General features: G+C 53.3%; 25 protein-coding genes. 8 read left to right on the top strand and 17 right to left on the bottom strand.

Translation table 11 applies throughout. The features are described from left to right. Positions 1 to 10: 10 nt before the first annotated feature. Positions 11 to 514: an FxsA family protein gene (locus ABXG94_RS14970; RefSeq protein WP_353535556.1), complete on the bottom strand. Its 504-nt coding sequence runs from the start codon at positions 512 to 514 to the stop codon at positions 11 to 13. A gap of 100 nt (positions 515 to 614) precedes the next feature. On the opposite strand from ABXG94_RS14970, the gene ABXG94_RS14965 reads away from it, so the two are divergent. The 3 genes from ABXG94_RS14965 to ABXG94_RS14955 are packed head-to-tail and all read left to right on the top strand — an operon-like array spanning position 615 to position 2,895. Next, the gene (locus tag ABXG94_RS14965) at positions 615 to 1,268 is read left to right on the top strand and encodes a Tim44/TimA family putative adaptor protein (protein ID WP_353535554.1); all 654 of its coding nucleotides are present in this window, start codon (positions 615 to 617) and stop codon (positions 1,266 to 1,268) included. Beyond that, the gene (mltA, locus tag ABXG94_RS14960) at positions 1,265 to 2,302 is read left to right on the top strand and encodes a murein transglycosylase A (protein ID WP_353535553.1); all 1,038 of its coding nucleotides are present in this window, start codon (positions 1,265 to 1,267) and stop codon (positions 2,300 to 2,302) included. Before ABXG94_RS14965 ends, mltA begins: the two co-directional genes overlap by 4 nt. Next, entirely contained in the window at positions 2,299 to 2,895 is a 597-nt protein-coding gene (locus tag ABXG94_RS14955; RefSeq protein ID WP_353535552.1) for a Smr/MutS family protein, read from the top strand. The genes mltA and ABXG94_RS14955 overlap by 4 nt, the downstream gene beginning before the upstream one ends. On the opposite strand, the gene ABXG94_RS14950 is transcribed toward ABXG94_RS14955, so the two are convergent. The 4 genes from ABXG94_RS14950 to hslV are packed head-to-tail and all read right to left on the bottom strand — an operon-like array spanning position 2,892 to position 7,053. Beyond that, the gene (locus ABXG94_RS14950) at positions 2,892 to 4,127 is read right to left on the bottom strand and encodes an MFS transporter (RefSeq protein WP_353535551.1); all 1,236 of its coding nucleotides are present in this window, start codon (positions 4,125 to 4,127) and stop codon (positions 2,892 to 2,894) included. The genes ABXG94_RS14955 and ABXG94_RS14950 overlap by 4 nt on opposite strands. A 1-nt stretch (position 4,128) precedes the next feature. Beyond that, positions 4,129 to 5,436 carry an ATP-dependent protease ATPase subunit HslU gene (hslU, locus tag ABXG94_RS14945; protein WP_353535549.1) on the bottom strand — a complete coding sequence of 436 codons (1,308 nt, stop codon included), beginning with the start codon at positions 5,434 to 5,436 and terminating at the stop codon, positions 4,129 to 4,131. A 28-nt stretch (positions 5,437 to 5,464) separates the two neighbouring features. Beyond that, positions 5,465 to 6,499 carry an aldo/keto reductase gene (locus tag ABXG94_RS14940; RefSeq protein WP_353535548.1) on the bottom strand — a complete coding sequence of 345 codons (1,035 nt, stop codon included), beginning with the start codon at positions 6,497 to 6,499 and terminating at the stop codon, positions 5,465 to 5,467. Continuing rightward, positions 6,496 to 7,053, bottom strand: coding sequence for an ATP-dependent protease subunit HslV (gene hslV, locus ABXG94_RS14935; protein ID WP_353535546.1), 558 nt, complete (start codon positions 7,051 to 7,053; stop codon positions 6,496 to 6,498). Before hslV ends, ABXG94_RS14940 begins: the two co-directional genes overlap by 4 nt. A gap of 432 nt (positions 7,054 to 7,485) precedes the next feature. On the opposite strand from hslV, the gene ABXG94_RS14930 reads away from it, so the two are divergent. Continuing rightward, positions 7,486 to 7,677, top strand: coding sequence for a DUF1127 domain-containing protein (locus ABXG94_RS14930; protein WP_353535544.1), 192 nt, complete (start codon positions 7,486 to 7,488; stop codon positions 7,675 to 7,677). 77 nt (positions 7,678 to 7,754) lie between these two features. On the opposite strand, the gene ABXG94_RS14925 is transcribed toward ABXG94_RS14930, so the two are convergent. The 10 genes from ABXG94_RS14925 to regB form a co-directional block, all read right to left on the bottom strand. Further along, entirely contained in the window at positions 7,755 to 8,123 is a 369-nt protein-coding gene (locus ABXG94_RS14925; protein ID WP_353535542.1) for a Lin0512 family protein, read from the bottom strand. Then, positions 8,123 to 8,470 carry a Lin0512 family protein gene (locus ABXG94_RS14920; protein ID WP_353535540.1) on the bottom strand — a complete coding sequence of 116 codons (348 nt, stop codon included), beginning with the start codon at positions 8,468 to 8,470 and terminating at the stop codon, positions 8,123 to 8,125. Before ABXG94_RS14920 ends, ABXG94_RS14925 begins: the two co-directional genes overlap by 1 nt. Before the next feature lie 136 nt (positions 8,471 to 8,606). Next, the gene (gene trxA, locus ABXG94_RS14915) at positions 8,607 to 8,927 is read right to left on the bottom strand and encodes a thioredoxin (protein WP_353535538.1); all 321 of its coding nucleotides are present in this window, start codon (positions 8,925 to 8,927) and stop codon (positions 8,607 to 8,609) included. Between the two features lie 59 nt (positions 8,928 to 8,986). Further along, positions 8,987 to 12,346 (bottom strand): double-strand break repair helicase AddA, encoded by a 3,360-nt coding sequence (addA, locus tag ABXG94_RS14910; protein ID WP_353535536.1) that lies wholly within the window; start codon positions 12,344 to 12,346, stop codon positions 8,987 to 8,989. Next, positions 12,343 to 15,276 (bottom strand): double-strand break repair protein AddB, encoded by a 2,934-nt coding sequence (gene addB / locus ABXG94_RS14905; RefSeq protein ID WP_353535535.1) that lies wholly within the window; start codon positions 15,274 to 15,276, stop codon positions 12,343 to 12,345. Before addB ends, addA begins: the two co-directional genes overlap by 4 nt. Further along, on the bottom strand, positions 15,269 to 15,961 hold the full coding sequence (locus ABXG94_RS14900; protein WP_353535533.1) for a nucleotidyltransferase family protein: 693 nt from the start codon (positions 15,959 to 15,961) through the stop codon (positions 15,269 to 15,271). The genes addB and ABXG94_RS14900 overlap by 8 nt, the downstream gene beginning before the upstream one ends. Further along, the gene (locus tag ABXG94_RS14895; RefSeq protein WP_353535532.1) at positions 15,937 to 16,959 is read right to left on the bottom strand and encodes an aminoglycoside phosphotransferase family protein; all 1,023 of its coding nucleotides are present in this window, start codon (positions 16,957 to 16,959) and stop codon (positions 15,937 to 15,939) included. Before ABXG94_RS14895 ends, ABXG94_RS14900 begins: the two co-directional genes overlap by 25 nt. Beyond that, positions 16,952 to 17,428, bottom strand: coding sequence for a tRNA (adenosine(37)-N6)-threonylcarbamoyltransferase complex ATPase subunit type 1 TsaE (tsaE, locus tag ABXG94_RS14890; RefSeq protein WP_353535531.1), 477 nt, complete (start codon positions 17,426 to 17,428; stop codon positions 16,952 to 16,954). The genes ABXG94_RS14895 and tsaE overlap by 8 nt, the downstream gene beginning before the upstream one ends. Positions 17,429 to 17,475: 47 nt before the next feature. Then, entirely contained in the window at positions 17,476 to 19,014 is a 1,539-nt protein-coding gene (locus tag ABXG94_RS14885) for a PAS-domain containing protein (RefSeq protein WP_353535530.1), read from the bottom strand. 66 nt (positions 19,015 to 19,080) lie between these two features. Next, positions 19,081 to 20,478: a sensor histidine kinase RegB gene (gene regB, locus ABXG94_RS14880; protein WP_353535528.1), complete on the bottom strand. Its 1,398-nt coding sequence runs from the start codon at positions 20,476 to 20,478 to the stop codon at positions 19,081 to 19,083. 171 nt (positions 20,479 to 20,649) lie between these two features. Here regB and ABXG94_RS14875 point away from each other — a divergent pair, with 171 nt between their 5' ends. Together ABXG94_RS14875 and ABXG94_RS14870 are read left to right on the top strand one after the other, a co-directional pair. Further along, positions 20,650 to 21,267, top strand: coding sequence for an SCO family protein (locus ABXG94_RS14875; protein ID WP_353535527.1), 618 nt, complete (start codon positions 20,650 to 20,652; stop codon positions 21,265 to 21,267). Positions 21,268 to 21,347: 80 nt separating this feature from the next. After that, positions 21,348 to 21,902, top strand: coding sequence for an ActR/PrrA/RegA family redox response regulator transcription factor (locus ABXG94_RS14870; protein ID WP_353535525.1), 555 nt, complete (start codon positions 21,348 to 21,350; stop codon positions 21,900 to 21,902). 3 nt (positions 21,903 to 21,905) lie between these two features. Here ABXG94_RS14870 and ABXG94_RS14865 read toward each other — a convergent pair whose 3' ends face one another. Together ABXG94_RS14865 and ABXG94_RS14860 are read right to left on the bottom strand one after the other, a co-directional pair. Beyond that, positions 21,906 to 22,394, bottom strand: coding sequence for a GNAT family N-acetyltransferase (locus tag ABXG94_RS14865; protein WP_353535523.1), 489 nt, complete (start codon positions 22,392 to 22,394; stop codon positions 21,906 to 21,908). Further along, positions 22,391 to 22,978, bottom strand: a complete 588-nt coding sequence (locus ABXG94_RS14860) for an HD domain-containing protein (RefSeq protein ID WP_353535522.1) — start codon at positions 22,976 to 22,978, stop codon at positions 22,391 to 22,393. Before ABXG94_RS14860 ends, ABXG94_RS14865 begins: the two co-directional genes overlap by 4 nt. Before the next feature lie 387 nt (positions 22,979 to 23,365). Between ABXG94_RS14860 and ABXG94_RS14855 the strand changes: the two genes are divergently transcribed. Both ABXG94_RS14855 and ahcY read left to right on the top strand, forming a co-directional pair. Next, complete coding sequence (locus ABXG94_RS14855) at positions 23,366 to 23,680, top strand: hypothetical protein (protein ID WP_353535520.1); 315 nt, start codon at positions 23,366 to 23,368, stop codon at positions 23,678 to 23,680. 93 nt (positions 23,681 to 23,773) lie between these two features. Further along, on the top strand, positions 23,774 to 25,168 hold the full coding sequence (gene ahcY / locus ABXG94_RS14850) for an adenosylhomocysteinase (protein WP_353535519.1): 1,395 nt from the start codon (positions 23,774 to 23,776) through the stop codon (positions 25,166 to 25,168). Position 25,169 lies beyond the last annotated feature (1 nt).

Below are 25,169 nucleotides of genomic sequence, written 5' to 3'. Positions count from 1 at the left end.
ACATGCCGCCTCAATGCTTAGTCCATCCAGAGGGGCCATGGGTGGGCTTTTTATCTGGGTCCACTTCGGCAAAATCGCCGTCAATCACATCATCGGCGGTCTCGCGCCGTGGGTCGTAACTGTGCTGGCCAGCCTGCCCGCCCATGTGCCCCATCGAAAATTTCTGCACCTTAATGCGTTTGCGCGCATAGCTCATCACAGCCACGCGCACCGGTGGCATCAACAGCGAAAAGCCCACAGCATCGGTGAAAAACCCCGGCGTCAGCAACAAAGCGCCGGCAATCAAGATCATCGCCCCATGCGCCAAAGGCTCTGTCGGGTCATTCAGCTCTGAAAACGAGCGACGCAGGTTGCCCATAGCCATCGCACCCTGATTTCGCACCAGCCAAGTCCCGGCAATAGCGGTCAAAATAACGATCGCAAGCGTCGGCATCAGCCCGATTGCACCGCCAACTTGAATAAACAAGGCAATCTCAATCAAGGGCACAGCCAAAAAGGCCAGAAACAACCACATATTCGTTTTCTCCTTCACATCAGCGCGTGTGGACTTGATCGCGCCTGTGACTTACATAAGTGCGGTATATGAATGTTTCCATGCCCTACATGAGGTTCTGATGAATCCGAACTTAATTTCGATTTTGGTTTTAGCCGGTATTGCCGTTTTTCTCATTCTTCGCTTGAAGAACGTGCTTGGCACACGCGATGGCTTTGAACCGCCCCGCGAAGCAGCGGCCCCCAAACGCAAAAATCCCGGATTCGAGGTGATCGACGGCGGTCCGGACCGCGATATCACCGATCACGTGCCCGAAAACAGCGACGCTGCGATAGCACTCAGCAAAATGAAGGCCGCCGAGCCTTCTTTTGGGGTGACCGACTTTCTTGGTGGGGCCAAAGGCGCCTATGAAATGATCTTGATGGGGTTTGAAACCGGCGATCTTTCGCAAATTGAATCCTTTTTGTCCCAAGACGTGCACGAGGCGTTTTCTCAGGTGATCAAAGCCCGCGAAGCGCAGGGGCTGACCATCGAGGCAGAATTCAGCGGCGTGCGTGAAACCCACCTGCATGATGCCAGCTTTGACGATGCCACAGGCGAAGCAGAGGTCACCGTGAAATTTATCGGCGAACTCACCTATGTGGTGCGCGATGCCAACGGCGAGATTGTCGAGGGCAGCGAATCTCAGGTCAAACGTCAAAAAGACACCTGGACATTTGCGCGCATCATGGGGGCTGACGATCCCAATTGGCAGCTTGTTGCCACGGGCGAATGATTGCAGCGCTGCGCGCTGCACTCCTCGCGGGCCTGACGCTTATGGGAACCTCAGCAGCCTCTGAAACCACATATAAAATCCTGTCGTTCTCGGACCTTAAGGGCTGGGAGCGCGACAATCACAACGCGGCGATGCGGGTGTTTCAAAACACTTGTCTTGATCTTGATGCGCCCGATTGGCGCGCCATATGCGCGGCGGCCCCCAGCTTTGGCAATGCCAAAAAGTTCTTTGAGCTGCTGTTTCGGCCCGTATTGATCGAAGACGGCAAAGACGCCTTGTTCACCGGCTATTTTGAGCCAGAACTGCATGGCTCGCGCGTGCCCACCGCACGCTATCGCTTTCCGGTCTATGCGAAACCGCGCGAGGTGCGCCGGGGCAGCAGATGGCTAAGCCGACGCGATATCGAAACCACTGGTGCCATGGTGGGTCGCGGTCTAGAAATCGCTTGGGTGGACGACTCGGTAGAGCTGTTTTTCCTGCAAATTCAGGGGTCTGGCCGGATAAAACTGCCGGATGGCAGCGCCATTCGCGTGGGCTATGGCGGTGCAAATGGTCATCCGTATCGCTCTGTTGGCACCGAACTTGTGCGACGCGGCGTTTATAAGGCGCATCAGGTGTCTGCTCAGGTCATTCAAAATTGGGTGCGTCGAAATCCCGTCGATGGCGCCGAGCTGCTGCGCCACAATCCGTCTTATGTTTTCTTTCGCCGCGTCACCCGCGTGCCTGCCGATAAAGGCCCATTGGGGGCGATGAACCGCTCGATCACCACATTGCGGTCGGTGGCTGTTGATCCAGCTTTTACCCAGCTTGGCGCCCCGGTTTGGCTGGAAAAGGCTGGCAAAAACCCGCTGAATCGCTTGATGGTGGCGCAAGACACCGGCTCTGCCATCAAAGGCGCGCAGCGCGCTGACGTGTTTTTCGGCACGGGCGACGAGGCCGGCCGGGCCGCTGGCCGTTTGCGTGACCCGGGCCGTATGGTTGTTTTGCTGCCGATCCAGCGTGCCTATGCGCTTTTGCCAGAGGCAGGCATGTGAAAAAGCGCGGTCTAACCACAGAAGACAAAGAACTTTGGCGGCGCGTCTCAGACACCACCGAACGTTTGCAGACCGCTCCTCTGCGTCCAGAGCCTGAAGCAAAGCGCAAACCCATGCCTTTGCCCGATGCAATGCAGGCCAAACCAGCGCGCATTGATCCGTTTGAAATCGGCGCAAAGTCCAAAAAACCGTCACATTCCCACCAGCTGATGCCGTCAATCTCGGAACGTGTGGCCGCGCAGCCCGTTCAGATGGACAAAAAGGCTTTTGGCAAAATGAAGCGCGGCAAATTGGTGCCAGAGAGCAAAATCGACCTGCATGGCATGACCCTTGATCAGGCGCATCCTGCTTTGGTTGGTTTTATCATGCGAGCCTATGCGGATGGGCAGCGATTGGTGCTGGTGATCACCGGCAAGGGCAAATCCCGAGATGATTTTGGCCCCATTCCAGTACGCCGAGGCGTGTTAAAACACCAGGTGCCACAATGGTTAACCATGGCCCCCCTTGGGCAGGTTGTGATGCAGGTCACCGAGGCACATCTGAAACATGGGGGCAGCGGTGCCTATTACATCTACCTGCGGCGGGGCCGCTAGGGCGTTACTGGACTCGATTTCAGATTAAGATTTGCTTTGGTCACGGCCAGCCCGATCAAAGCTGAGCTGATCAGAAAATAAATGCCTACACCATAATACTGCAGGTCCAACGACACGCCCTGATCGATCAAAGCCCCAGTCAACCCGGGTCCGGCGGCAGATCCCAACACCAACAATGCGGCTGCTGCTGCTTTGATCGCGCCAATGTGGCGTGTGCCATAATATTCTGCCCAAAATGCCGGAATAACAGTGGCGCTGCTGCCAGCGGTCAAACCCATAAAAAACAACCCGACCAGAATGCCGGGTAAACCCGCGGCTGTTGCAAAGAATACAAAGCCCAAAGCAATAGGCAGGCACATGATGGGCATCAACCGCGCTGTGCCCCATTTGTCCAGCGACCAGCCTGCCGCAAGAGTGGCGGCAATCGACACACCCGTAAAAAAGGGAAAAGTCGAAACCAGCGCTAAATGTGTAATGCCCTTTAATTCGGCAAAATAGACCTGATGAAACAGGAACGTGGTCACAAAGGCAGAAATGCCAAGAATTGTTGGGGCCATGGCCCAAAACAGCCAGTGTTTCAGGCATTCTGGACGCGTCCAATGCTTGCCAAACATGCCCGAAGAATCCGTCTGATCCACCGCATCTCTGGGGCTGCGTTCCTGTTTCAGCAGACCTCTTAATAACGGCACACCCATCAAAGCCACCACCGCGCTTCCAAGCCAAATCAGCCGCCAGTCAATGAAGCCCATCAGCAAAACAATGCAGATCGGCAGGGTGATTTCCCCGAAAGAATAGCCAAGGTTGGCGATCGACAGCGCGCGCCCCCGCGACCGGGTGAACCAGCGCGCCATCGCCACCATCGACAGATGTCGCGACATGCCCTGTCCAAAGAACCTTAGGAAAAACACGATCACCGGCAATAAAATCACACTGCGCGAACCCGCCAGGGCCACACAGGCTGAGGCAAGCCCAACGAGCACCAATGTGCCCAAAGCGCGGGCGCGGAAGCGGTCTGTCAATCCGCCGCCCCAAATCATCGCCACAGCAGCAGCGGTGGTGCCCATAGCATACAGCGCGCCCCATTCCCCATGGCTCAGACCAAATCCTGTGCGGATTTCAGCAGCAAACAGTGAAATAAAGAACGTCTGCCCAAAGCTTGACATAAACGTCAATAAAACGCCCGCTGACAGCCAGCGGGCGTTCTGAATAACAAAGGAAATCAGCGTGGTCACGCTACAGCACGTAACGCGACAAGTCGGTGGATTTGGTCAATTCACCCAGATGTTGCTCGACAAATTCGGCATTCACAGTGACTTCTATCCCTGCCTGATCCGGGGCCGTAAAGCTCAGCTCTTCAAACACCCGTTCAATCACAGTGTACAACCGCCGCGCCCCGATGTTTTCAACTGAACTGTTCACATCAGCAGCAATTTTAGCGAGCGCCGCAATGCCGTCATCGGTAAAGGTGACTGTAACCTCCTCGGTCTGCATCAACGCGGTGTATTGCAGGGTCAGCGCATTATCTGTCTCGGTCAAGATCCGCACAAAATCTTCTTCGGTCAAGGCACGCAACTCAACGCGGATCGGCAAGCGACCCTGAAGTTCGGGCAATAAATCCGACGGCTTGGCAATATGAAACGCGCCGGAGGCGATAAACAGAATGTGGTCGGTTTTGACCGGCCCATGTTTGGTGCTGACCGTGGTGCCTTCGATCAGCGGCAGCAAGTCCCGCTGCACGCCTTCGCGGCTCACGTCGCCGCCACGCGCATCCGCACGGGCGCAGACCTTGTCGATTTCATCCAAAAACACGATGCCATTCTGCTCGACCGCTTCCAGCGCCGTGCGGGTCACGGTTTCATCGTCCAGCAACTTGTCGGCCTCTTCGCCAATCAGCAAATCATAGCTCTCTGCCACCGACACGCGTTTCTTGGTGGTGCGCCCGCCCATGGCTTTGCCAAACAGATCACCCAGGTTCATCATGCCCATCTGGCTGCCCGGCTGACCCGGAACATCAAACATCGACATCGGATTGGACGCATCTGCGACTTCGATTTCAATCACCGTGTCGTCCAACTCACCCGAAAGCAATTTACGCCGGAACATGTCCCGCGTGCCATCGCGCGCTTCGGTCCCGGCGATCGCATCAATCACCCGTTCCTCGGCGGCCTTTTGCGCCTTGACCTTGACGTCTTCGCGCATAAAATCGCGCGTTTGCATGATGGCGGCATCTACCAGATCGCGTACAATCTGTTCCACATCGCGGCCCACATAGCCAACTTCGGTGAATTTTGTCGCTTCGACCTTGATAAAGGGGGCCTTGGCCAGTTTTGCCAAACGGCGGCTGATTTCGGTTTTGCCAACGCCGGTTGGCCCGATCATCAAAATATTCTTTGGATAGACCTCGTCGCGCAGATCATCTGACAACTGTTTGCGTCGCCAGCGGTTTCGCAAGGCCACGGCCACTGCACGTTTGGCATCGTTTTGGCCAATAATAAACCGATCAAGCTCTGAAACGATTTCACGAGGGGTTAGGTCAGTCATCTTTATCTCCGGTCACGTCAAAAGGGGCCTAGGCCAGCGCTTTTGTGAAAATTTCATCGGTCATCATGGTGTCAAACCATTCTGGATAGCGACGGGCAGGGACGGCGGCTGCATCAATGGCGGCGACTTCGGTTTGTGTCAGATACAGACCCATAGCACCCAGCGCATCTTCCAGATAGGCCAGCTTGCTTGGGCCGCATATCACCGTATGGCTGCGCGCCTTTGCAAGCACCCAGCCATAGGCAATTTTCGACACTGTTTCACCGCGATCCTTGGCAATTTCCTGCATCACACCAAGCGCGGCCTTGGCCTGCGCAGCGTCGGTTCCCAGAAAATCGCCTGCCGCCAAACGGCCTTCGCCTGCATCCAAATTGGCCGGGTCATATTTGCCGGTCAACAGACCACCCGCCAATGGGGACCAGGCCATCAAACCTGCGCCCATTTCCGCCATCATTGGCAGCACATCAACTTCCAAATCCCGCGCCACAGCATTGTACAAATATTGACCTGCCACAAAGGGGGCCAAGCCGTTTTGCTTTTGGAATTCAATGGCGCGTGCCACTTGCCAAGCAGGCCAGTTTGAAACGCCAATATAGCGCAATTTTCCCGCCTTTACCGCATCATCTAGCGCCCGAAGGGTCTCTTCCATTGGAGTGGTGAAATCGGTTTTGTGCAGCACCAACAGGTCGATGTAATCGGTGCCCAAACGGCTCAGACAGCCTTCGACAGATTGCATGATGTGACGACGGCTAAGACCGGCATTGGTGATTGTCGGGCCTTGGCGAAACCCCAGTTTGGTGCAAATCACATTGTCGGCGCGCCGCTTGCCCAATGCTTTGCCCAAAATGATTTCCGCTTCGCCGGCAGAGTACCCATCCGCACTGTCAAAAAAATTCACCCCGTGATCAAGCGCTTTGGCCACCATTTCATTGGCAGCATCTTGGCCAACCTGGGCAACACCGGGCAAAAACTCGGACCCAAGGTTAAAGGTCATAGTGCCAAGCGCCAGCCGTGACACCACAAGGCCGGATTGCCCCAGACGCGTATAGCTCATTTCGGTCATGCAGAGATGTCTTCCACTGTCAGGCGACCATTTGTGTAAACACAGATGTCCGCGGCAATCGCCATGGCGTCGCGTGCAATCTGTTCGGCGTCTTTGTCGCTGTCCATCATACCGCGCGCCGCCGCCAAGGCGTAATTGCCGCCAGAGCCAATTGCTGTCACGTCATGCTCCGGCTCCAGCACATCGCCAGCGCCGGTGATCACCAGTAATTCGCTGCCATCGGTCACAATCAACATGGCCTCTAGTTTTTGCAGATATTTATCCGTGCGCCAGTCTTTTGCCAATTCAACAGAGGCCCGTGCCAACTGGCCGGGGGTGGCCTCTAGTTTGGCCTCAAGTCTTTCAAGCAGGGTAAATGCATCTGCCGTCGAACCGGCGAATCCAGCGACAACTTCGTGGCCACCCGGTTTCAAGCGGCGCACTTTGCGTGCTGTGCCCTTGATGACCGTTTGCCCAAGGCTGACCTGCCCGTCGCCCGCGATCACAACCTTGCCGCCTTTTTTGACGCCGATAATGGTTGTGCCGTGCCAACCAGGAAAACTGTCTTCTGCCATGGGGTGCCTCCGTTGCCTTGCGATAAGTATATGGTCTGGCCCACAGGGCGACGCAAGCACTTGGGAGCAATCAAGCGCTTTGTTGCAAAAAATTCCGCTTATTAACCATTTTGGGGAATCAGGGCCTGACTTGTACGTTTCGCGCCCTCAAACGTACAAATTGTACAATTAACCAAGAATTATAGCGGCGGTTTTTAGATGCCGGTTGAAATGCAACACCTATTTCTTGTGGTGGCGCGGCAATCGATAAGAGGTATTTTTGCGTAAAATCAAAAGATTAACCAACAGTTCGCCGGGTAATTACCCGCCTATCAAGCTATGCAAAACGCGCACATCAGGGCTGTTCAACCGACATTTGTACATTCATCAGGTCAATCCTAAGTAAGCCTTGCAACCGACATTGGGTCGGCTGACATACAAAGGAAATGATAAATGGCTTCTTATCCAATCGCCGCTAAAGCTCCTTTCGGAGCAGTCGAAACTCTCCGAGAGTTCACCCTGGTTAGCGAAATTCTGAATGGGTTTGTGGTCTGGTACACCAAGCATAAAACCCGCAAAGCCCTGTTGGATCTCAGCGAAGCACAGCTGGATGACATCGGTCTTTGCCGCGCAGACGTTCTCTGAAAAACAACTTGTCCTCCCCAAGTTTTATCAGATGTTTAAGCCGTTCTGGAAACAGAACGGCCTTTGTTTTCAGGGTGTTACGCTTCGCTTAATCTATATTGCCCGGCCAGGTCCGGCAAATAAGCCTCGATCGCAGCTGTGGCCACTACATGGCGGGTGCCTGCGGTTTCATCAGCAACATCCAACCCACCTTTGACCGCGCGCACCGTGGCGCGACCCCGTGGCAGTTCAGCAGCAACCGCGTTGCAATCCACCGCATCTGGCTCTTGCACGCCGATGGTCACCTCGACGCGCATATCCGTGTGGTCGATGCCAAGATTGGCAAACAAGGTGATCGACGAATGGTGCAGCGCGTCCTGCACCGCGCGCTTTGCCGCCTTGGTGTAATCCATGCCGTACAGGTCATTGCCCATGCCCATTTCCAGAATGATCCGTTTGTCAGACATCAGGCTTTCTCCATATCAAATGATACAATGATCGCCGCATTGGCAATCACAGTATGCCCATCCCGCCGCGCTGACGAAACATTCAGTCCACCCTCTTCAACGGTGATGCTGGGTTGACCATACGGAAAGATTTTTAGCAACTCTTCGACGTCGACCGCCTGCGGATTTGCAACGCCAATTTTGGCGTCAATCAGCATGGAATCCTTTTGAAAATCAAACAGTTCAGCCATGTTGATTGAATTGTGCCATAACGCGTCCTTTAGCGCGCGCGCCGCGGCTTGGGTATAATCTTCGCGTCTGAGGGATGTGCCAATCCCGAACTCGACAAGCACCCTTGTTTTGGCCATGTCAGATCCTTTCGTTTGGCCGCAGATTGCGGCAGCGCGCTCTGTTTGAAAAGAGGCCAACGCCCGAATTGTCTAAGACCAGCCTACAAAAAAGGCACCCGTTTGGGTGCCTCTCTGAATTCTATCTGCATGCGGATTAAAGCGCGTCGTCAATCCAGCTTTGCAGCGCTGCTTTTGGCGCTGCGCCGGCACGGTTGGAAACAACCTGCCCTTTGTCGATGATGAACAACGAGGGAATGCCACGTACGCCCATAGCCGCCGCCGTGCTCGGGTTGCTGTCGACGTCAACTTTGACGATTTTCACCTTACCGTCGTATTCAGCGGACAACTCTTCCAGAGCTGGGCCGATTTGTTTACAGGGGCCACACCATTCTGCCCAGAAGTCTACAACTACAGGGATATCAGAATTTTTGACTTCCGCGTCAAAAGTGGCATCGGTGACAGCGACGGTGGCCATTGGGCTCTCCTAAGCATAATTTGGGTCGGCCCTGAACCTAAGTACCATATGTCGATGCGTCAAGATGGATACACGTTTCCGAGAGCTGTGGTGATCAACTTGTTAGAAAGCGGCATCAAGCTGGCGGTTCGGGTCCAGAGCAGCGCGGTCTCAATTTGATGATGGGGATAGATTTGTGCCAATGCATGGGCATAGGCTCCCATTTGGCGCAACAGCCCCTCAGGAACCCGCTCTGGTCGGTCAGGCACCACCGCATTGGTTTTAAAGTCGATGGCAAGAACTTTGCTTTCCGTGACGATCAGCCGGTCGATGGTGCCATGCAGCCGTTCGCCTTCAAAATCGGCTGTCAGCGACACTTCAGCTAAAGTGTCAGGCGCAAAAATAAACGCCAACGCGTCGCTGAGTAACACCGCTTGGGCCTCTTGCAGCAGGCTTTGGTCACCCTCCGCAGCAGGCTCGCCGCTGTTTTTCAGAATGTCAGACGCGATTTGGGGCCAGTCTTGCGCATCAGAATGCGGCAAATGTTCTAGAAGCAAATGGATTTGTCGCCCACGTTTTTTGGCTTCTTCTTCGTCCAGCCCTGCGTCCCCTGGCAGCGCCTTTGCGCCGCCCAGTTCTGACGGGCTAAGGGTGTCGCGCTTTGCGGCGCAATCAGGAGCCTTGTGATTGAAATAATCAGGCAAAGCGGGCAGCGTCGATATTCTTTCAACATCCGATTCCAGCCTCGGCCCCGTCCAATCCCCGTGCGAGTACCGCAATCCCAGGCCAAAGACAAAATCCTGCGGTAATGCGCCAAGCGATTTCAGACCAGCCTCGGCGATTTGATACCAAGTGTCGCCTGATTTATCCAAATCTCCAGCGGCCGCAATAATCAGCCATTTTTCCGCGCGGGTCATGGCGACATACAGCAGACGCAGTCGTTCTGCGCGCTGGGCGTTAACCATGTTTTCACGGGTTTCAATTAGCGTCTGTGGGGCTGCTGCGCCGCCCGTATTCCAAAGCGGCACACCTTTGCTTAGGGCAATTTGATCAGACGTGCGGATCTGACGTTTGCCCGTGTCGGGCATGATTACAATCGGCGCTTCAAGCCCTTTTGATCCATGCACCGTCATCACCCGAATTTGGTCGCTGGCACTGTCCATTTGTCGTTTGATTTCCAGATCATCAGTTTCCATCCAAACCAGAAAGCCAGTCAGACTAGGCACAGCGCTGCGTTCATATGACAGCGCCTGCGACAGTAGGGCGTTGATGCCATCTTCTGCTTCGTTTCCCAGGCGCGATAACAGTTTGCGCCGGCCATCATGACGCGTAAGCACCCGTTCGATCAAATCATACGGGCGCAGAAAGTCTGTTTTTCCCATCAGGTCGCCCAACACGCCCATTGTCTTCGGGAATTCGTCGCCCCGATCCCGTAGGGCTTGCCACAACAATGGGCCAGAGCGCCGGTGCGCCAGATCAAACAGAGCCTGTTCAGACCAGCCAAACAACGGTGATTTTAGAACCGTCGCTAAAGAAAGACTGTCTTCGGGTGTTGCCAGAAAATTTAGCAAAGCCGCCAGATCCCGCACGGCCATTTCAGCGCCAACCTTTAGTCGGTCAGCCCCCGCAATGGGCAATTTGGCGACTTTGCAGGCGCGAATGATTTCTTGAAACAAATCGGACCGGCGCTGCACCAAAATCAGAAAGTCCCCAGCACGGACTGGACGTTGGCCGTAAACGCCGTTTTCGTCCTTATCGGCTGGAATAGTGACACCTTGTGTGATCATGCGCTTGATCTCGCGCGCGATATTTTGGGCCAGATAGACGGTGTGATGGGTTTCGCTTAGGCGGTCGACAGGATCAAACCAATCGCCCTCTTCGGGGGTTTCCGATTTTTCAACCACAGGCCAAAGATCGACACGCCCTGGCAAATCCCCATTGAACGCGATGTGATGATCAAAGGATGTGTCTGGCCGGATCTTAAAGCAGGCATCAACCACCCGCAAAATGGCATCGGACGACCGGAAAGAGTATTCAAGTTCAAGCGATTGCAACGGCGCTTCAGACCCCTGCAGACGCTCTGCAAAATCTGTGCGCATGCGATCAAACTCCGCAGGATCCGCCCCTTGAAAACTGTAAATCGACTGTTTTTTATCGCCGACAACAAAGATCGTGCGCGGTGCGCCATCGCGTGCACCTTCGCCTGACGTAAACTCTTGCGCTAGTCTTTCAATCACCTGCCATTGCACAGGGCTGGTGTCTTGGGCTTCGTCGACCAATATGTGATCAATCCCACCGTCCAAACGATATAAAACCCACTCGGCCACGGCTTGATCTGACAACAGGTTGCGGGCGCGCAGGATCAGATCGTCAAAATCAAGCCAACCGCGTTGTTGCTTTTGAGTTGTATAGAGCTGCAAAAACTGATGTGCAAAACGCCACAAAACAAGGCTGCGTTGGGCGTTTGCCAAAGCAATGCGCTGGGCGCGTGCCGCCTCGACCCGCAGCATAAATTTTTCGATGCGGGCGATCAGATCTGGGTGGTCTTTTTGCAGTTTTTTGGTGGGAAAACCGCCGATTTTGGCTGTGAACGGCTCTTTTGCACCCGCTCCAGTCAGAAAAACGCTTTCCAGAACGGGGAGGCTGTTAAAATCCACTTTTTGGATTTGCGATAGTTTAACGGCGGCTTTGCCATCCATGGCGCTGCCCGTTCCCAAAACCTCAATCAACGCGCTTACCAGATCTGCCTCATCGCCCAAGAAGACATCAGAAGCGATGGATTCCTCGGTCGTGCCAGCGGCCAACCCAAGTGTTTCGTTGACTGTGTCCGTGTCAGGTGCAGGTGTGAAGGCAGCGGCATTGCGCACGACTTCAGAGGTCAGCGTCTCAAAGTTTTCCCCGGTGAAATACCGAGCCAGCGACTGAACCAGATGCGTATGCGCGCCGTCGGCCATTTCAGCCACGATGTCTTCGCGCAGCATGGTGGCCGCACGATCTTCCATTTCCTTAAACAGCGGGCTGACTCCAGCCTCTAGGGGGAAGCGGCGCAAAAGGGATGCGCAAAACGAGTGAATGGTTTGAATTTTCAGACCACCCGGGGTTTCGATGGCACGAGCGAACAAGGTGCGCGCATCGCGCAATTGCTGACTGCCGATATCCCCATCAACGCCAAGTTCAAGTAGTTCGTTTTTCAGGCCTGCATTGTCTTTCATTGCCCAATTGCCCAATCTTTTGAACAATCGGTTTTGCATTTCAGAGGCGGCGGCCTTGGTATAGGTCAGACACAGGATGTGCTGCGGTTGCACACCCTGAAGCAACAAGCGCGCCACGCGATCGGTTAACACGCGGGTCTTTCCAGATCCGGCATTTGCAGAAAGCCAGGTTGAGGCGTCGGGCCGCGCGGCCTGTACCTGTCGTTCTGTGGCGTCGTTGCGCTTCATGTCAATTCCTCGGATACCGGGGCATCGGTTACGTCCCATTCACCAAACCTGGCAAGTTGGTCATAGTCGCTATGGTCGCCATCTTTGCGCAAAGCACGGCGTGAGGTGAAACCTTGTTCGATATCCAAATAGCTGGCGATCAATTGTTCAAATTCAGCCCAGACTTGCGCCGTGGGAATGTCAGTCAAAGGAGCTGCGACATCCTTGGGTGTATTGCCCAAGCCAAGATAGATGGCATCGGCAACTGTGGCGGCATCAATGTCGCCAAATCCACCATTCTCTGCCATTGCGGCTTCAAGCAACAACTGCTTGTCGAAATAGCGCTGTTCGGTAGGAGTGGGGGGCGTTCCGGTTTTATAGTCATAAATCAAAAGTCTGTTGTCTTTGGCGCGATCTATCCGGTCAGCCTTGCCGCGCAGGGTGAAACCAAGCGCAGGGATTTCTGATTTTGCTTCGCTCTCAAACCCAATGGGCTTTGCGCTGTTTTGCCGCTTGGCCTCTGCGGCGACAAAATACTCGGATATGCGTTCGATACGCGATTTCCACAAGACACGTGCAGCGGGCCAGGGGACATTTTCCGCCAAAACTGTCTCCGCTATCGACACCAAATGGTCCCGCGTTAACAGGTCAGCATTCTGGGTTATATCCTTCACAAATTCTTCGAGCACCTCGTGAATAACGATACCGCGCAACAGGGCGTCCGGGGTTTTCATAAGTGAATCTAAGGGGCGCAAACGCAGGCAGTGGCGCGCATAGATTGCATAGGGGTCACGGATCAGTTTTTTGATTTCAGTGACTGAAAGATGCATGGGACGAGCCGATAAAGGTGGGCGCGGTGAGGGGCGCTTGGCTGGCTCGGTTTGGGACACAGCCTCGAGTGATTTGACCATGGAAAGCCAATGCTGACCTCGATCGCGCATGTCTGCCAATGCCTGTCTGCCACCTTGCTTTGGCAGGCCGTCAAGTAAATTGACTGCGCGATTGATCCAGCGTGACGGCACTGTTTCGGCCTCGTCAGATCGTATGGAGCGCGTGAGCCAAACTTGTTTGGCACCCACGGCTTGTTGAAAATCATGGGCTGATAGGCCGATGCGACGTTCGGGCAGCAATAATCCGGCATCAAACCGCATCTTTCTGTTTAGCCAAGGGTCAGGGCTTGGGCTTTCTGGCCAACTGCCCTCGTTCAGCCCTCCCAAAATCATCAGATCTGCGCCTTGAACCCGAGCTTCCAACGTGCCCCAAATCAGAATATTTGGATGCGGCGCGTCTCGGTCGCGAACCTCTCCTCGGCCTAAAATGGAGCCAAAGAGATCGCAGTAATCGGCGGCATTCAAGGGACCAGCATAGGTTGCATTGTTCTGTAAATCAGCTGTAATCTTGACGGCCTCGCGTCCGGCTTTTTCTTGCCAAAGGCCACCCGCGCCCTCCGCCACCGCCGACCCGCGCGCGATGTGTTCTGCCAAGGCTAAATGTGTGTCTAACCTTGCTGAAAGTACGGTTTCGCCAGGGCTTTCTTGACCACAAAAACAGGTGACCAGCCAATGCATCCACTGTGTTGCGTCCTTTTGCACGCTGGCCCAATGGGTCAACGTGTCTGGCTCGGGATAGGTGATGCCCTTGCGGCGCAAAGTCAGTTCCAAATCACGTGTGAGCCTTAGGTGTACGTTGCGTGCATCCCCAGAATGGCACAGCGGGTGTTTGAGCAATGTCAGCAACATTTCCGATGTCAGCTTATGGCGCGACAATTCGGCGACATGGCGTAAAAATCGCCCAGGGGGCGTAAGTTGCAGGGGGGTGCCAGCGGAATCATCTGGAAGGATATCCCATCGATCAAGCGCGGCCGTGACCTGCCGCGACAACATGCGGTCTGGCGTGATAAGAGCTGCGGTTTGCCCGTCCTCTGATGCTTTGCGCAAGCGTAGCGCGATGGCCAGCGCCTCTTCCCGCATTGACGCCGCTTCTAACAAAGTGACCTCTTGGGTGGCGTCGGCGATACCTGTCAGATGTGGTCCTTCGGACAACCATTGATCGGTCACTGGTGCAGGACGCAAAGCAAGCGAGATCAATTTGTTGCGTGCGGGGCAGGGTGGCTGGCTATGGTGCCAGGGTTGCAAGGAGGTCGGGTCGAGATCAATCGACGACAGCACCTTTTGAAACCGAAATTGTGGATGATCTTCGGCGGGTGGATCAGTCGCAAGGCTTGCCCAAACCGACTTTGGCGTGTCAAAATCAAATCCCGGCAAGATCAATGCGCCTTGTGGTAACTTGGCGATGGCTTGCATCAAAAGCAAGGTTGTACCGCGCGACCCTGTAGAGCCGGCGAGAATGACAGGATGCTTTGGCGGGTCATTTTCCCATGTTGCCGCAAGCCGCTCTACCAAAAGTCTTTGACGTGTCTCGCTGTCAGGGGCGTGATCAACATTGTCCAGAAAACGCTGGGCAATGCCAAAAAACGCCTGAGCGCGTTCCCAGTGTCCGGACTGATCTGACACGTCCAGCGCTTGAATGGCCTCCGCGGTCACGCCTTCGCCACTCATTTCGTCCATCAGGCCAACAAGACTGTCAGCAAGGTCAAATAGGGATGCGCGCGGCGCTAAATCGGGCTGTTGTTCTAGCAAACTGGACATCAATTGGATCAACTCAAACCGCCGCCGCAGCGGATTGATCGCAGCCGGCAAATCTTGGAGCATGCCATTGCCCCCAAGTGATGTCAGCAAGCTGATGCGCGGCAATAACATCGCGGGGCCTTGATCAAAAAGGTCCCTGAGACGCCGGGCCATGCGTTGTGTGTTTACGATAACTTGGACACGTGCCATTGCCTCTGGTGGCTGACCAGACATGCGTTCAAGCAGACCATCCACCAGAGTTCTTGGAAAATCTGAACCTGGTGCAACACCAAAAACTCTGGGTTTTTCGCTTAGGTCAAACATCGGTTTCCCCCAGAAGATCTTCGGCCAATTTGATCCCCTTTGCAGAACCGACATCACACCACTTTCCGGGGTATGTCAGCCCAAATAGACGTTGCGATGCAATCATTTTGTCCCAAAGCAGATTGAGCGAAAAGCGCGCCTCTGGAATAGAGTGCAGCAGATCGGTCTTAATGATTTGAACCCCGCCGTAAATTGCACCTGATCCACGCGTAATCGGCGTGTTTTCAGAAATGATAAAATCGCCAGGACCGGTATGACCAATTGCGCTTTCTTTAGAGATGCAAACGAGTAAGCCATCCATTTTTTCTGGTTGCCACGCCGCTCGCGCCAATTCGAATGGATTTGGCCCATGCCAGATCGCATCGGTATTGCTTGTGTAAATCGGTCCGTTTCCCAACAATGGCAAGGCGTGACGCAAACCGCCGCCGGTGTCCAGAATTTCAGGGGTTTCATGGCTTATTTGGACATTACTTGTCGCAAGGTGGGCGTGCAGTTGCTCTGCCAGATAGTGGGTATTTGCCACCTTTTGAATTGGCTCGAGGGCCTGGACCCAACTTAAGGTATGATCAATCAGTGCGGTTGCACCAACCTTGATTAGGGGTTTGGGGGTCTGCGCGGTGAGCGACCCCATGCGGGTGCCAAACCCAGCGGCAAACAGCATTACAGCGTTGGGATTGATTGGCATTGTTCTTTTAACCTGTGAAGAATTTCAGCTGTTGGCTTTGGCAAATCAGTTTTGATTTGTTGGGCCACGTCTGACAAGGCGGGATGTTGCAGATCCCGCTCTAGTAAGCCCCAGACACGCGGGATCAAATCCACATAATGCGGTTTGCCAAAATGCAGGCAAAGACGCGCAAAAACCCCGATGATACGTAAGTTCCTTTGGGCACCCAAAACATGATAGGCAGCGTCGAATTCCGCTGGATCAGAGCCGCTTTTAGCCACATAGAGATCGCGCATTTGGATCTCGGTTTCAGGTGAAACGTCGCGGCGGGCATCTTGAAGTAAAGACACCAGATCATAGGCACGATGACCGACGAGAGCGTCTTGGAAGTCCAACAGCCCAACCCGCGCTGAACCTGTTCGATTTGGCAACCACAGCAAGTTTTCGGCATGGTAATCTCTTTGGATCAATACATTTTGGCACGGGGCATATCTTGCCAAAATAGGCTCGAATTTTTGCTCAAACCGTTGGGCTTGGTCTTCGAACTCTGTACCAATGGTGCGCAAATACCACCGCCAAGCCAAAGCCGACATATTCGCCATTATCGGCGCCGTATATTCGGCAATCTCATTTGGTGGAGCAGCTTGATGCAGGTCGAGCAAAACGTCGACTGCGGTTCGATACAATTCGGGTTCTTTTGTCGTATCGTTTGCCACCACGCGCGCAAACAAGTCATCGCCCAAATCTTCTAACAGTAAAAACCCATGTTCCGCGTCCTCGCGTAGAATTCTAGGGGCTGACAGATCCAAGGCCTTTAAGTATTTTGCAATCGCCACAAAGGGGTGCACATTCTCGCCTTTTTCCGGTGGTGCATCCATCAGAACTGCGCGCCGCCCATCACAAAGACGCAACCGTTCATACCGACGATTCGAGGCGTCACCCGCCAAATCGCTGCGCGTGGCATTTTGCCATTCGCTGTCACTTAGGAAATCTTGAATTAGCGCGAAACGATCAGGCAAGGTTGTGTTCTTTCAAGAGGTCTGTCCAATATTGTGTTGTCCAGCGCAGCGTCAAAGATCGCTCTCCGGGAGTCTCGGTCATTTTAAAGGCTGCCGATAGGGCGGTTTTGGGTGCAAGTTCTGCCAAACGGTCGGGCCATTCAACAAGGCAAATCGCTTCGGAAAACGCCTCTATCAAACCAAGTTCGATCACCTCATCAGGGCTGGAAAGCCGGTAAAGATCGGCGTGCCAAAGTTCGACATCTTCGGTGTCGTAGGTTTGGATCAGCGTGAAAGTTGGCGAGGGGACGTCTTCGAGATATCCCAGCCGCGCTTGGATCAGGGACCGGCAAAAGTGGGTTTTACCGGCTCCGATATCACCAGTCAGCAATATGGTGTCGCCGGGCTTCAACGCGGCGGCGAATCCAGTGGCGAGTTGTGTGGTTTCTTCGGGTGATCTTAGCAAGCGCTGCGAACAAAATTCATGCATGCACAAAGGATAGCTTGCTGGCAGTTCGCTGCAAGCCCGAAGCGTTACTAAGCGGGGGTTTTCGCTGCTGACATAGATGGGGTTACATCCGCGAGTTTGAAGCGGATCAATGTTTCTTGGGACGGCAAAGCAGACACATAGACCCTAAGCCTGCGCTGAGCTTTGGACCCAGAGGCAAAATTCCAATTCTGACGACGCCCATTGGCTGCAACAAATTCAGAAAGTTTAGCTAGATTTTTGTCACTGAATTCGGTTTTCCACAAGGCTGTTAGATCTCGCATAGAAAAGGTCGCAAAACTGCTGTCAGGATCAACACACCAAAGGGTACGAAAGGCTTGGTTTGTAAAGGTGATTTGACCGGAAGAGTTGACTGCAACCACCGCTTGCTCAAGGCAATCCAGGATGGCCTGGCTGTGCTCAATTTCGGTGTTGATTCGCCGCGTGAGCGACAATTGCACGCTGATATCTTCAAACAAAAACGCGATAGCGCCTTCGGGGTGCGGCCGCCCGGACACTTTGTAAGTCGCCCCTGATGGCAATTGCCAATTTTCGGTAAATGTCCCGTGGCTGGCCTCTAGGATCAGGTTGGTTAGTTTTTTACGCCAGGTGGCATAGCTACGCGGTTCCGGGATCATGCGTGTTTCGCGCAGGTAATCAAAAAAGCTTTGCAACGTGTGTTTTCTCGACAAGAAATCGGGCGCGAGCTTCAGCATATCCATCAGAGCGGGATTGATTTGAACAAGCCGGCGATCTTTGTCAAAGATCACTAGCCCCGTAGAGATTTGTGCGAATGTTTTGCCGAGGGTTTGAATAAAATCTTGTCGCGCGCGGTCAGCGTTAACGATGGCAGTGACGTCCTGAGCGAAATACAGAAAGCCGTCGCCTAAATCGTGCTGGTTGATGTCAAAATGAAGCGTGGCTTCTGTTTCCTCATTCGAAATGGCTGCGCGCCTCGTCTTTGATCCTGATTGCTCGGCTGCGAGATCAAGTAAGGCATTCATGCCAAGTAACAGCGAATTTTGGTGCTTTTTACACAATTCATGACATTTATCATTCTGCCAAAGAACCTGACCTGATTGGTCGGTGCGCCAACACAGAACTGGGTTTTGATGGGCCACATGTCTTAACGTTGCCAATTCAGAATTTGAAATGACGGTTAGCTGCCGCAAATTGTGGGTTTCAGGCCAATTGTGCAATTCAACGCGGGTTGTTTCATGCCATTGTTCCAATGACACCTGTGCCTCTCCGTAACGCGCGGTTTTGGGGAATATTTGAACGCTTTGTCCCACCGCGCCCAAGACCGCAGGCAGGTCGCGCACACGTTCAGCGATCAATGTGTTGATATCGTCCCAAGAGAGATGTTGCAGTTTTTTTTGACCCATCAATTGCAGCGCTGCGGGGCTGGCGTCGGCAAGACATCCACGTTCAAATAGAAAAACCAAACGTGGGCAGGGGGCTGGGATTTTCTGCTTGAAAATACCGGGCAGCACGAGCCTTGGTCCGCGTGCTATGAAATAGCCTGCAAGGGTTGCGCCGATGACGGACAGGGCAATCCAACCAAGCGGCACAGCTTGAATTCCGAGCATTGGTTTCTCCAATTTTCATTGGAGTGTGTCCTGTAATTGTTAATGAGGAATTAACGAAGTTAGCGTCTATTCACTTTCAAACCTTGGATTCTGCGCTGTGGGCACCAGTTGGGCATTTTGGGCTTCGAACCTGTCGCGCGGCCAAGTTACCTCTACGATAGCCCCACGACCTTCATAGTTTTTTAGACCTTTTGCCTGCATATCTGTTCCATTGGCAAACTTAAGTTTGGCACCCGTGCGTTCTAACAGCGTTTTGGCGATGAAAAGCCCAAGTCCCATGCCTTCGTATCCCGGTCTTTGTTTTCGGTCTCTTTCACTGCGTCGATTGCGCACAAACGGATTGCCGATGCGGCCGATCAAATGCGGAGGATACCCCTTGCCATCGTCCATAATCCGAATAGTGATCTGAGTTTCGTCCCAATCGCTTTCTACCCAAACGTTTTGACGCGCAAAGTCGACGGCATTTTGGATCAAGTTTCGAATGCCGTGTACGATTTCCGGGCGGCGTAAAACAATTGGGACTTCGCCGACAGATGATTGGGTGATATCTTCGATAAACCGCAGGTTCTTGCCGCGATTTTGATGCGGCTCTGCGGCTTCTTCGATCAGTGTTAACAAGGGCGCGCGCCGCAATTGCAAGTCGTCTTTTCCGACCCGCCCCATTGATCGCAAGATGTCACGACAGCGGTCGGCTTGGGCTTTGATTAGCGCGGCATCCTCATAAAGCTCTGTTTCGGCGTCAAGTTCTTCCATCAATTCGCCGCTCGCCAGCTTGATGGTTGCAAGGGGCGTGCCCAATTCATGCGCCGCCGCTGCAACCACCCCGCCAAGATCAGTAAGTTTTTGTTCACGTGCCAAAGCCATTTGGGTGGCGGCCAAAGCCTCGGACATTGAAGAAATCTCGGAGACCACGCGTCTGGAATAGATTGACGAAAACGCAATTGTAATCGTGATCGCCGCGAAATTCCCGTAAAGAAAGATATTAGGGATCCGCAGTGTAAACCCTTCGGTCGTGCGCAGAGGCAGATGAAATTGCACGAGCAGACCCACCAACACCAACGCAACCGTCGCCAGCGTAATGGTCGATCGCACCGTCAACGTCGCCGCTGAAATTGTCACTGGCCCGATTACCAAGATTGAAAATGGATTGTGCAGGCCGCCTGTGAGAAACAACAGAAAGCAAAGTTGCAAAAGATCAAACAGCAACATGCCCGCGTTTTCAGTTTCGGATAACAATTTGTTTTCGGGGAAGACAAATGTGCCGATCAGATTGGCACAGACAGACACGCCAATGGCCAAGTAACACAGCGCATAGTTTAGTTGGAGCATAAAGAAATGCTGCGCAACGATGAGCGCGATTATTTGCCCAGCCACGGCAATCCAGCGCACCATGGTGATCGTACGCAGGCGAATCCAGTTGCTGCGCGTTTGGCCGGACAAAAGATCTGTAGAAAGGTCGGTCATATTGGCTCCACGCATTTGGGTAGGACATTGTTAGGCTGGTAACGGCAAATAGACAAATGCCTGCGATGGATTGGCGCGTTTGCTGCAACGTGATGACACGCACCCTTGCCACGCGTGAAAGAGGGGCCTAGGTCTCGCGTTGAGTTTTACCAGTTGTTAAAGGAGCTTCCGATGATCCGTGCGATTGCCGCTGTGTCCACCGTTGCCTTGATCGCCCTAATGGGTGGGATTTGGTATGCCACAAATGGCTCTGAGGACGATCAGTTCGCAGAGTGTCGTTCGAGCACTGTCGCGGGCGGTGCCGGGGCAATTGGTGGCCCTTTTGAGTTGGTCAGCGAAGATGGGCTAACGGTGACGGATCAGGATGTTATTACAGAGCCGACTCTGCTGTATTTTGGCTATACTTTCTGCCCAGACGTGTGCCCCTTGGACACGGCGCGCAATGCAGAAGCGGTTGAATTGCTTGAAACGCGTGGCGTTATGTCGACACCTGCAATGATCACCATTGACCCAGAACGTGACACGCCAGAAGTGCTGAAGGAATTCACAGATTATCTGCATCCCAAAATGATTGGTTTGACCGGAACCACAGCGCAGATCAAAGCCGCCTCACGCGCCTATAAGACGTATTACAAAAAGCAAGACGCAGAGGACGAGTATTATCTCGTAGATCATTCAACTTTTACTTATTTGGTCCTGCCCGAGCACGGGTTTGTTGAATATTTCCGACGTGAAACAACACCAGAGCAAATCGCGGACACCGTCAGTTGCTACGCAAACAAAAGCTAAATCCCATGCGTCTGTTTGACGGGCGTGTGCGAGCGGGATAAAAGCGTTTAAAATCTGAAGTGTTTCGGAGAAGGGCATTCATGGCGGAAAACAACTTGCACCGTATCGGCCCCGACAAATCTTTGTTGTTGGTCGATGACGATGAACCGTTTCTGCGTCGTCTCGCCAAGGCGATGGAAAAGCGTGGGTTTGAAGTTGAAACCGCCGGTTCAGTGGTCGCAGGCCGTGCGATAGCAACCGCGCGCCCACCGGCCTATGCGGTTGTTGATCTGCGACTAGAAGATGGCAACGGTTTGGATGTTGTCGAGGTTTTGCAGAATAAGCGCGAAGACTGTCGTATTGTTATTTTGACAGGCTACGGAGCCATCGCCACTGCGGTTGCGGCCGTTAAGATCGGCGCGACAGATTATCTGGCAAAGCCAGCAGATGCGCAGGACATCATCAATGCTTTGCTGACTTCGGAAGGTGAATTGCCGCCGCCGCCAGAAAACCCGATGTCTGCTGACCGTGTGCGCTGGGAACATATTCAACGGGTGTATGAGTTATGTGATCGCAACGTGTCAGAAACCGCACGTCGCCTAAATATGCATCGCAGAACACTGCAGCGCATCTTGGCCAAACGGTCGCCACGCTAATGTTCAAAGATTGAACCGCTTTAAGACCTTGTCGACGATTGAACCGTCAGCAAGCTTAATGCCTTTTTGAGTGCCATAATCTTCGAAGCCACGAGACTGGTAGTAGATCAGACCGCCTGAATTGTCCGAACGGATATTCGCATTTATCCAAGTGTATCCCAGTGATATTGCAGCGGCCTTTGTGGCCTCAAAAAGTTTGCTGCCGATGCCCAGACCTGTTTTGCCAATACGCGCGAACGTCGCGATTTCGGCAGCATCCGTTGGCAAATAATCAGCCTGCGCAATCCACTGAAATCCCAAAATATCACCTGTTTCGTTTTCAGCCAGGTGCCAGGCGTTTCGCTTTTCTGATTGCATCTTTGCGTGCACGTATTGAGCAGTGACAGCGTTTGTGTATGCGGTGGTCCCGCCGACTTCGATGACTTCGTTCAGCAAGTCAGATATCGCGCGACAATCCATACTGCCAGCTTGGCGGATAAGGGTTTGCGTCATTTTAGGTCTTTCAAAAGCGCATTGTGACGCTTGGTAAAGTCGTTTCGTACCTCAATTGGTGGTCTGAGCGTAATTTCTAACCCGGCCTGAATTTCAGGTTTGGGTTTGCCAAAGAATTTGGCCGCTTCTTTTTCAGAAAACCCCGCGATTTGGGTCGCTTCCATATAGGCGCTGATTTTGTCCGCGCGCTTGATTTGGGCCTTGATGGTCTTGGGCAAAGACGCCGGTAAGCCAAACCGAAGATGAATGGCGGCGACCAAACGTGCATCCAGCGCTTCATAACCAGGACCTACCGCGGCTTTGACAGGGGAAATCATATCGCCAATCACATATTCAGGCGCATCGTGCAGCAGGGCTGCAAGACGCCATTTTATTGGGGCTTTCGGATAAAGGCGGCCATAAAGGTTTTCTACCAAGATTGAATGTTCTGCGACCGAATAGGCATAATCGCCACGGGTCTGTCCATTCCAGCGGGCCACAAAAGCAAGCCCATGCGCGATATCTTCGATTTCGACGTCAACCGGGGTAGGATCTAACAGGTCAAGCCTGCGACCAGAAAGCATTCGTTGCCAAGCGCGCGCCATAATAAGCCTGTGATTTGTTTTTGCATTTTGCGGAGTTTTGTTCAGGACGTGGCGATATGCAATGCAACTTTATGATTTGCACAAAAATTCTTGGACCCGAAAACCGGGGCAAATCGAACGCTTTCTTTCGCATATCACAGAGGGGGATCCGTGACATCTGCCACATATTGTGTCATAAATTTGACCAATATACAAGATTTTGCCTTGAAATTGACTTGATCTGGCGGCACGCTAAAGGCATCGAGATCAATGTTGCCGACGAGATTGTGAAGCGCTGTGCTTTGAAATCTCTTCTTGAGATCACGATATATAATGCGAGGGGGGCACAATGCTTCCTCCCTGCGTGCCTCCCTCTCAAATCTTTGACCACATGAGAAGGAGTTAGTTATGTTCAAAAGATTGATGGCAGCCGGACTTTTGTTCGGCATGGCAGCGACGGCACCGCCGGCACATGCTGCAAATTGTGGCTTGCGTGAAACGGTCGTAGATCGGCTGCAAAGCAAGTATTCCGAGGCCTTGACCGCAAGTGGACTGCAAGGCAGCCAGGCCGTTCAGACAATGGTAGAAGTTTGGGCGTCAGAAAGAACAGGCACGTTCACCGTGATCTTAACCAACCCCCAAGGCATTTCATGTGTCGTTGCCGTTGGTACCGACTTTTTTAAACATGAAGTCCAAGAGGTGCCCGAAGGCGTCAAAAGCTAAGGTCCAAACTCGCTCGCATATAACCCGCCATTGTCGATAGGGCGCGGCAGTGCTATCTGAGCCATGATTACACGTGGCAAGGAGCACGGCGAGATGCCGACAGACTACATTGTAAAAGACATTTCTCTCGCGGAGTTCGGCCGCAAGGAACTCGACATCGCTGAAACAGAGATGCCGGGCCTGATGGCTTTGCGCACCGAATATGGCGAGAGCAAACCGCTAAAGGGCGCGCGCATCGCGGGCTCGTTGCATATGACAATCCAGACAGCTGTATTGATAGAGACGCTGGTTGCTCTAGGCGCGGATGTGCGCTGGGCGTCTTGCAATATCTTCTCTACCCAAGATCATGCTGCAGCAGCCATTGCAAAGGGCGGTACGCCTGTCTTTGCAATCAAAGGCGAAACTCTTGAAGAGTATTGGGACTATGCGGATCGCATCTTTATGTTTGAAGAAGGCGGCTGCAATATGATCCTGGATGATGGCGGCGACGCCACCATGTACATTCTGTTGGGGGCGCGGGTTGAAGCCGGTGAAACCGATCTGATTGAGGTGCCGACATCCGATGAAGAAGTTGCTTTCTTTGCACAAATCAAAAAACGCCTGAAGGCAAGCCCTGGGTGGTTCACCAAGCAGCGTGAGATGATCCAAGGTGTTTCTGAAGAAACCACTACTGGCGTGCATCGTCTGTATGAATTGGTGAAAACAGGTAATTTACCTTTCCCGGCGATCAACGTGAACGATTCAGTCACCAAGTCGAAATTTGACAATAAATACGGCTGCAAAGAATCCTTGGTAGATGGCATTCGTCGCGCAACAGACACAATGATGGCCGGCAAAGTGGCCGTGGTCTGTGGCTATGGCGATGTTGGCAAAGGTTCTGCTGCTTCGTTGCGCGGCGCTGGTGCGCGCGTCAAGGTCACCGAAGTTGATCCCATCTGTGCCTTGCAGGCTGCAATGGATGGCTTTGAAGTGGTGGTGCTAGAGGACGTGGTCGATACTGCGGATCTGTTTGTTACCACGACCGGCAACAAAGACGTCATTCGGATCGAGCATATGCGCGCGATGAAAGACATGGCGATTGTTGGCAATATTGGCCACTTTGACAATGAAATCCAGGTTGCGAATTTGCGCAACCACAAATGGACAAACATCAAGGATCAAGTGGACATGATCGAAATGCCGTCAGGCAGCCGTATCATCCTGTTGTCCGAAGGCCGTTTGTTAAATCTGGGCAATGCGACCGGGCACCCTTCCTTTGTTATGTCCGCGTCCTTTACCAATCAGGTTCTGGCGCAGATCGAGCTGTGGACACGCGGCGAGGCATACAAAAACGACGTGTATATTTTGCCAAAGCATTTGGATGAAAAAGTGGCGCGGCTGCATCTGGAGCGGATCGGCGTCAAGCTGACCAAACTGGATAAAGCACAAGCCGACTATATCGGAGTGACACCAGACGGGCCGTTCAAGCCAGAGCACTATCGATATTGAT

It is taken from the genome of Cognatishimia sp. WU-CL00825, from assembly GCF_040364665.1.
Lineage (GTDB): Bacteria > Pseudomonadota > Alphaproteobacteria > Rhodobacterales > Rhodobacteraceae > Cognatishimia.
Note: the sequence above shows the minus strand (reverse complement) of the source record. Positions and strands in the feature narration are given on the sequence as shown.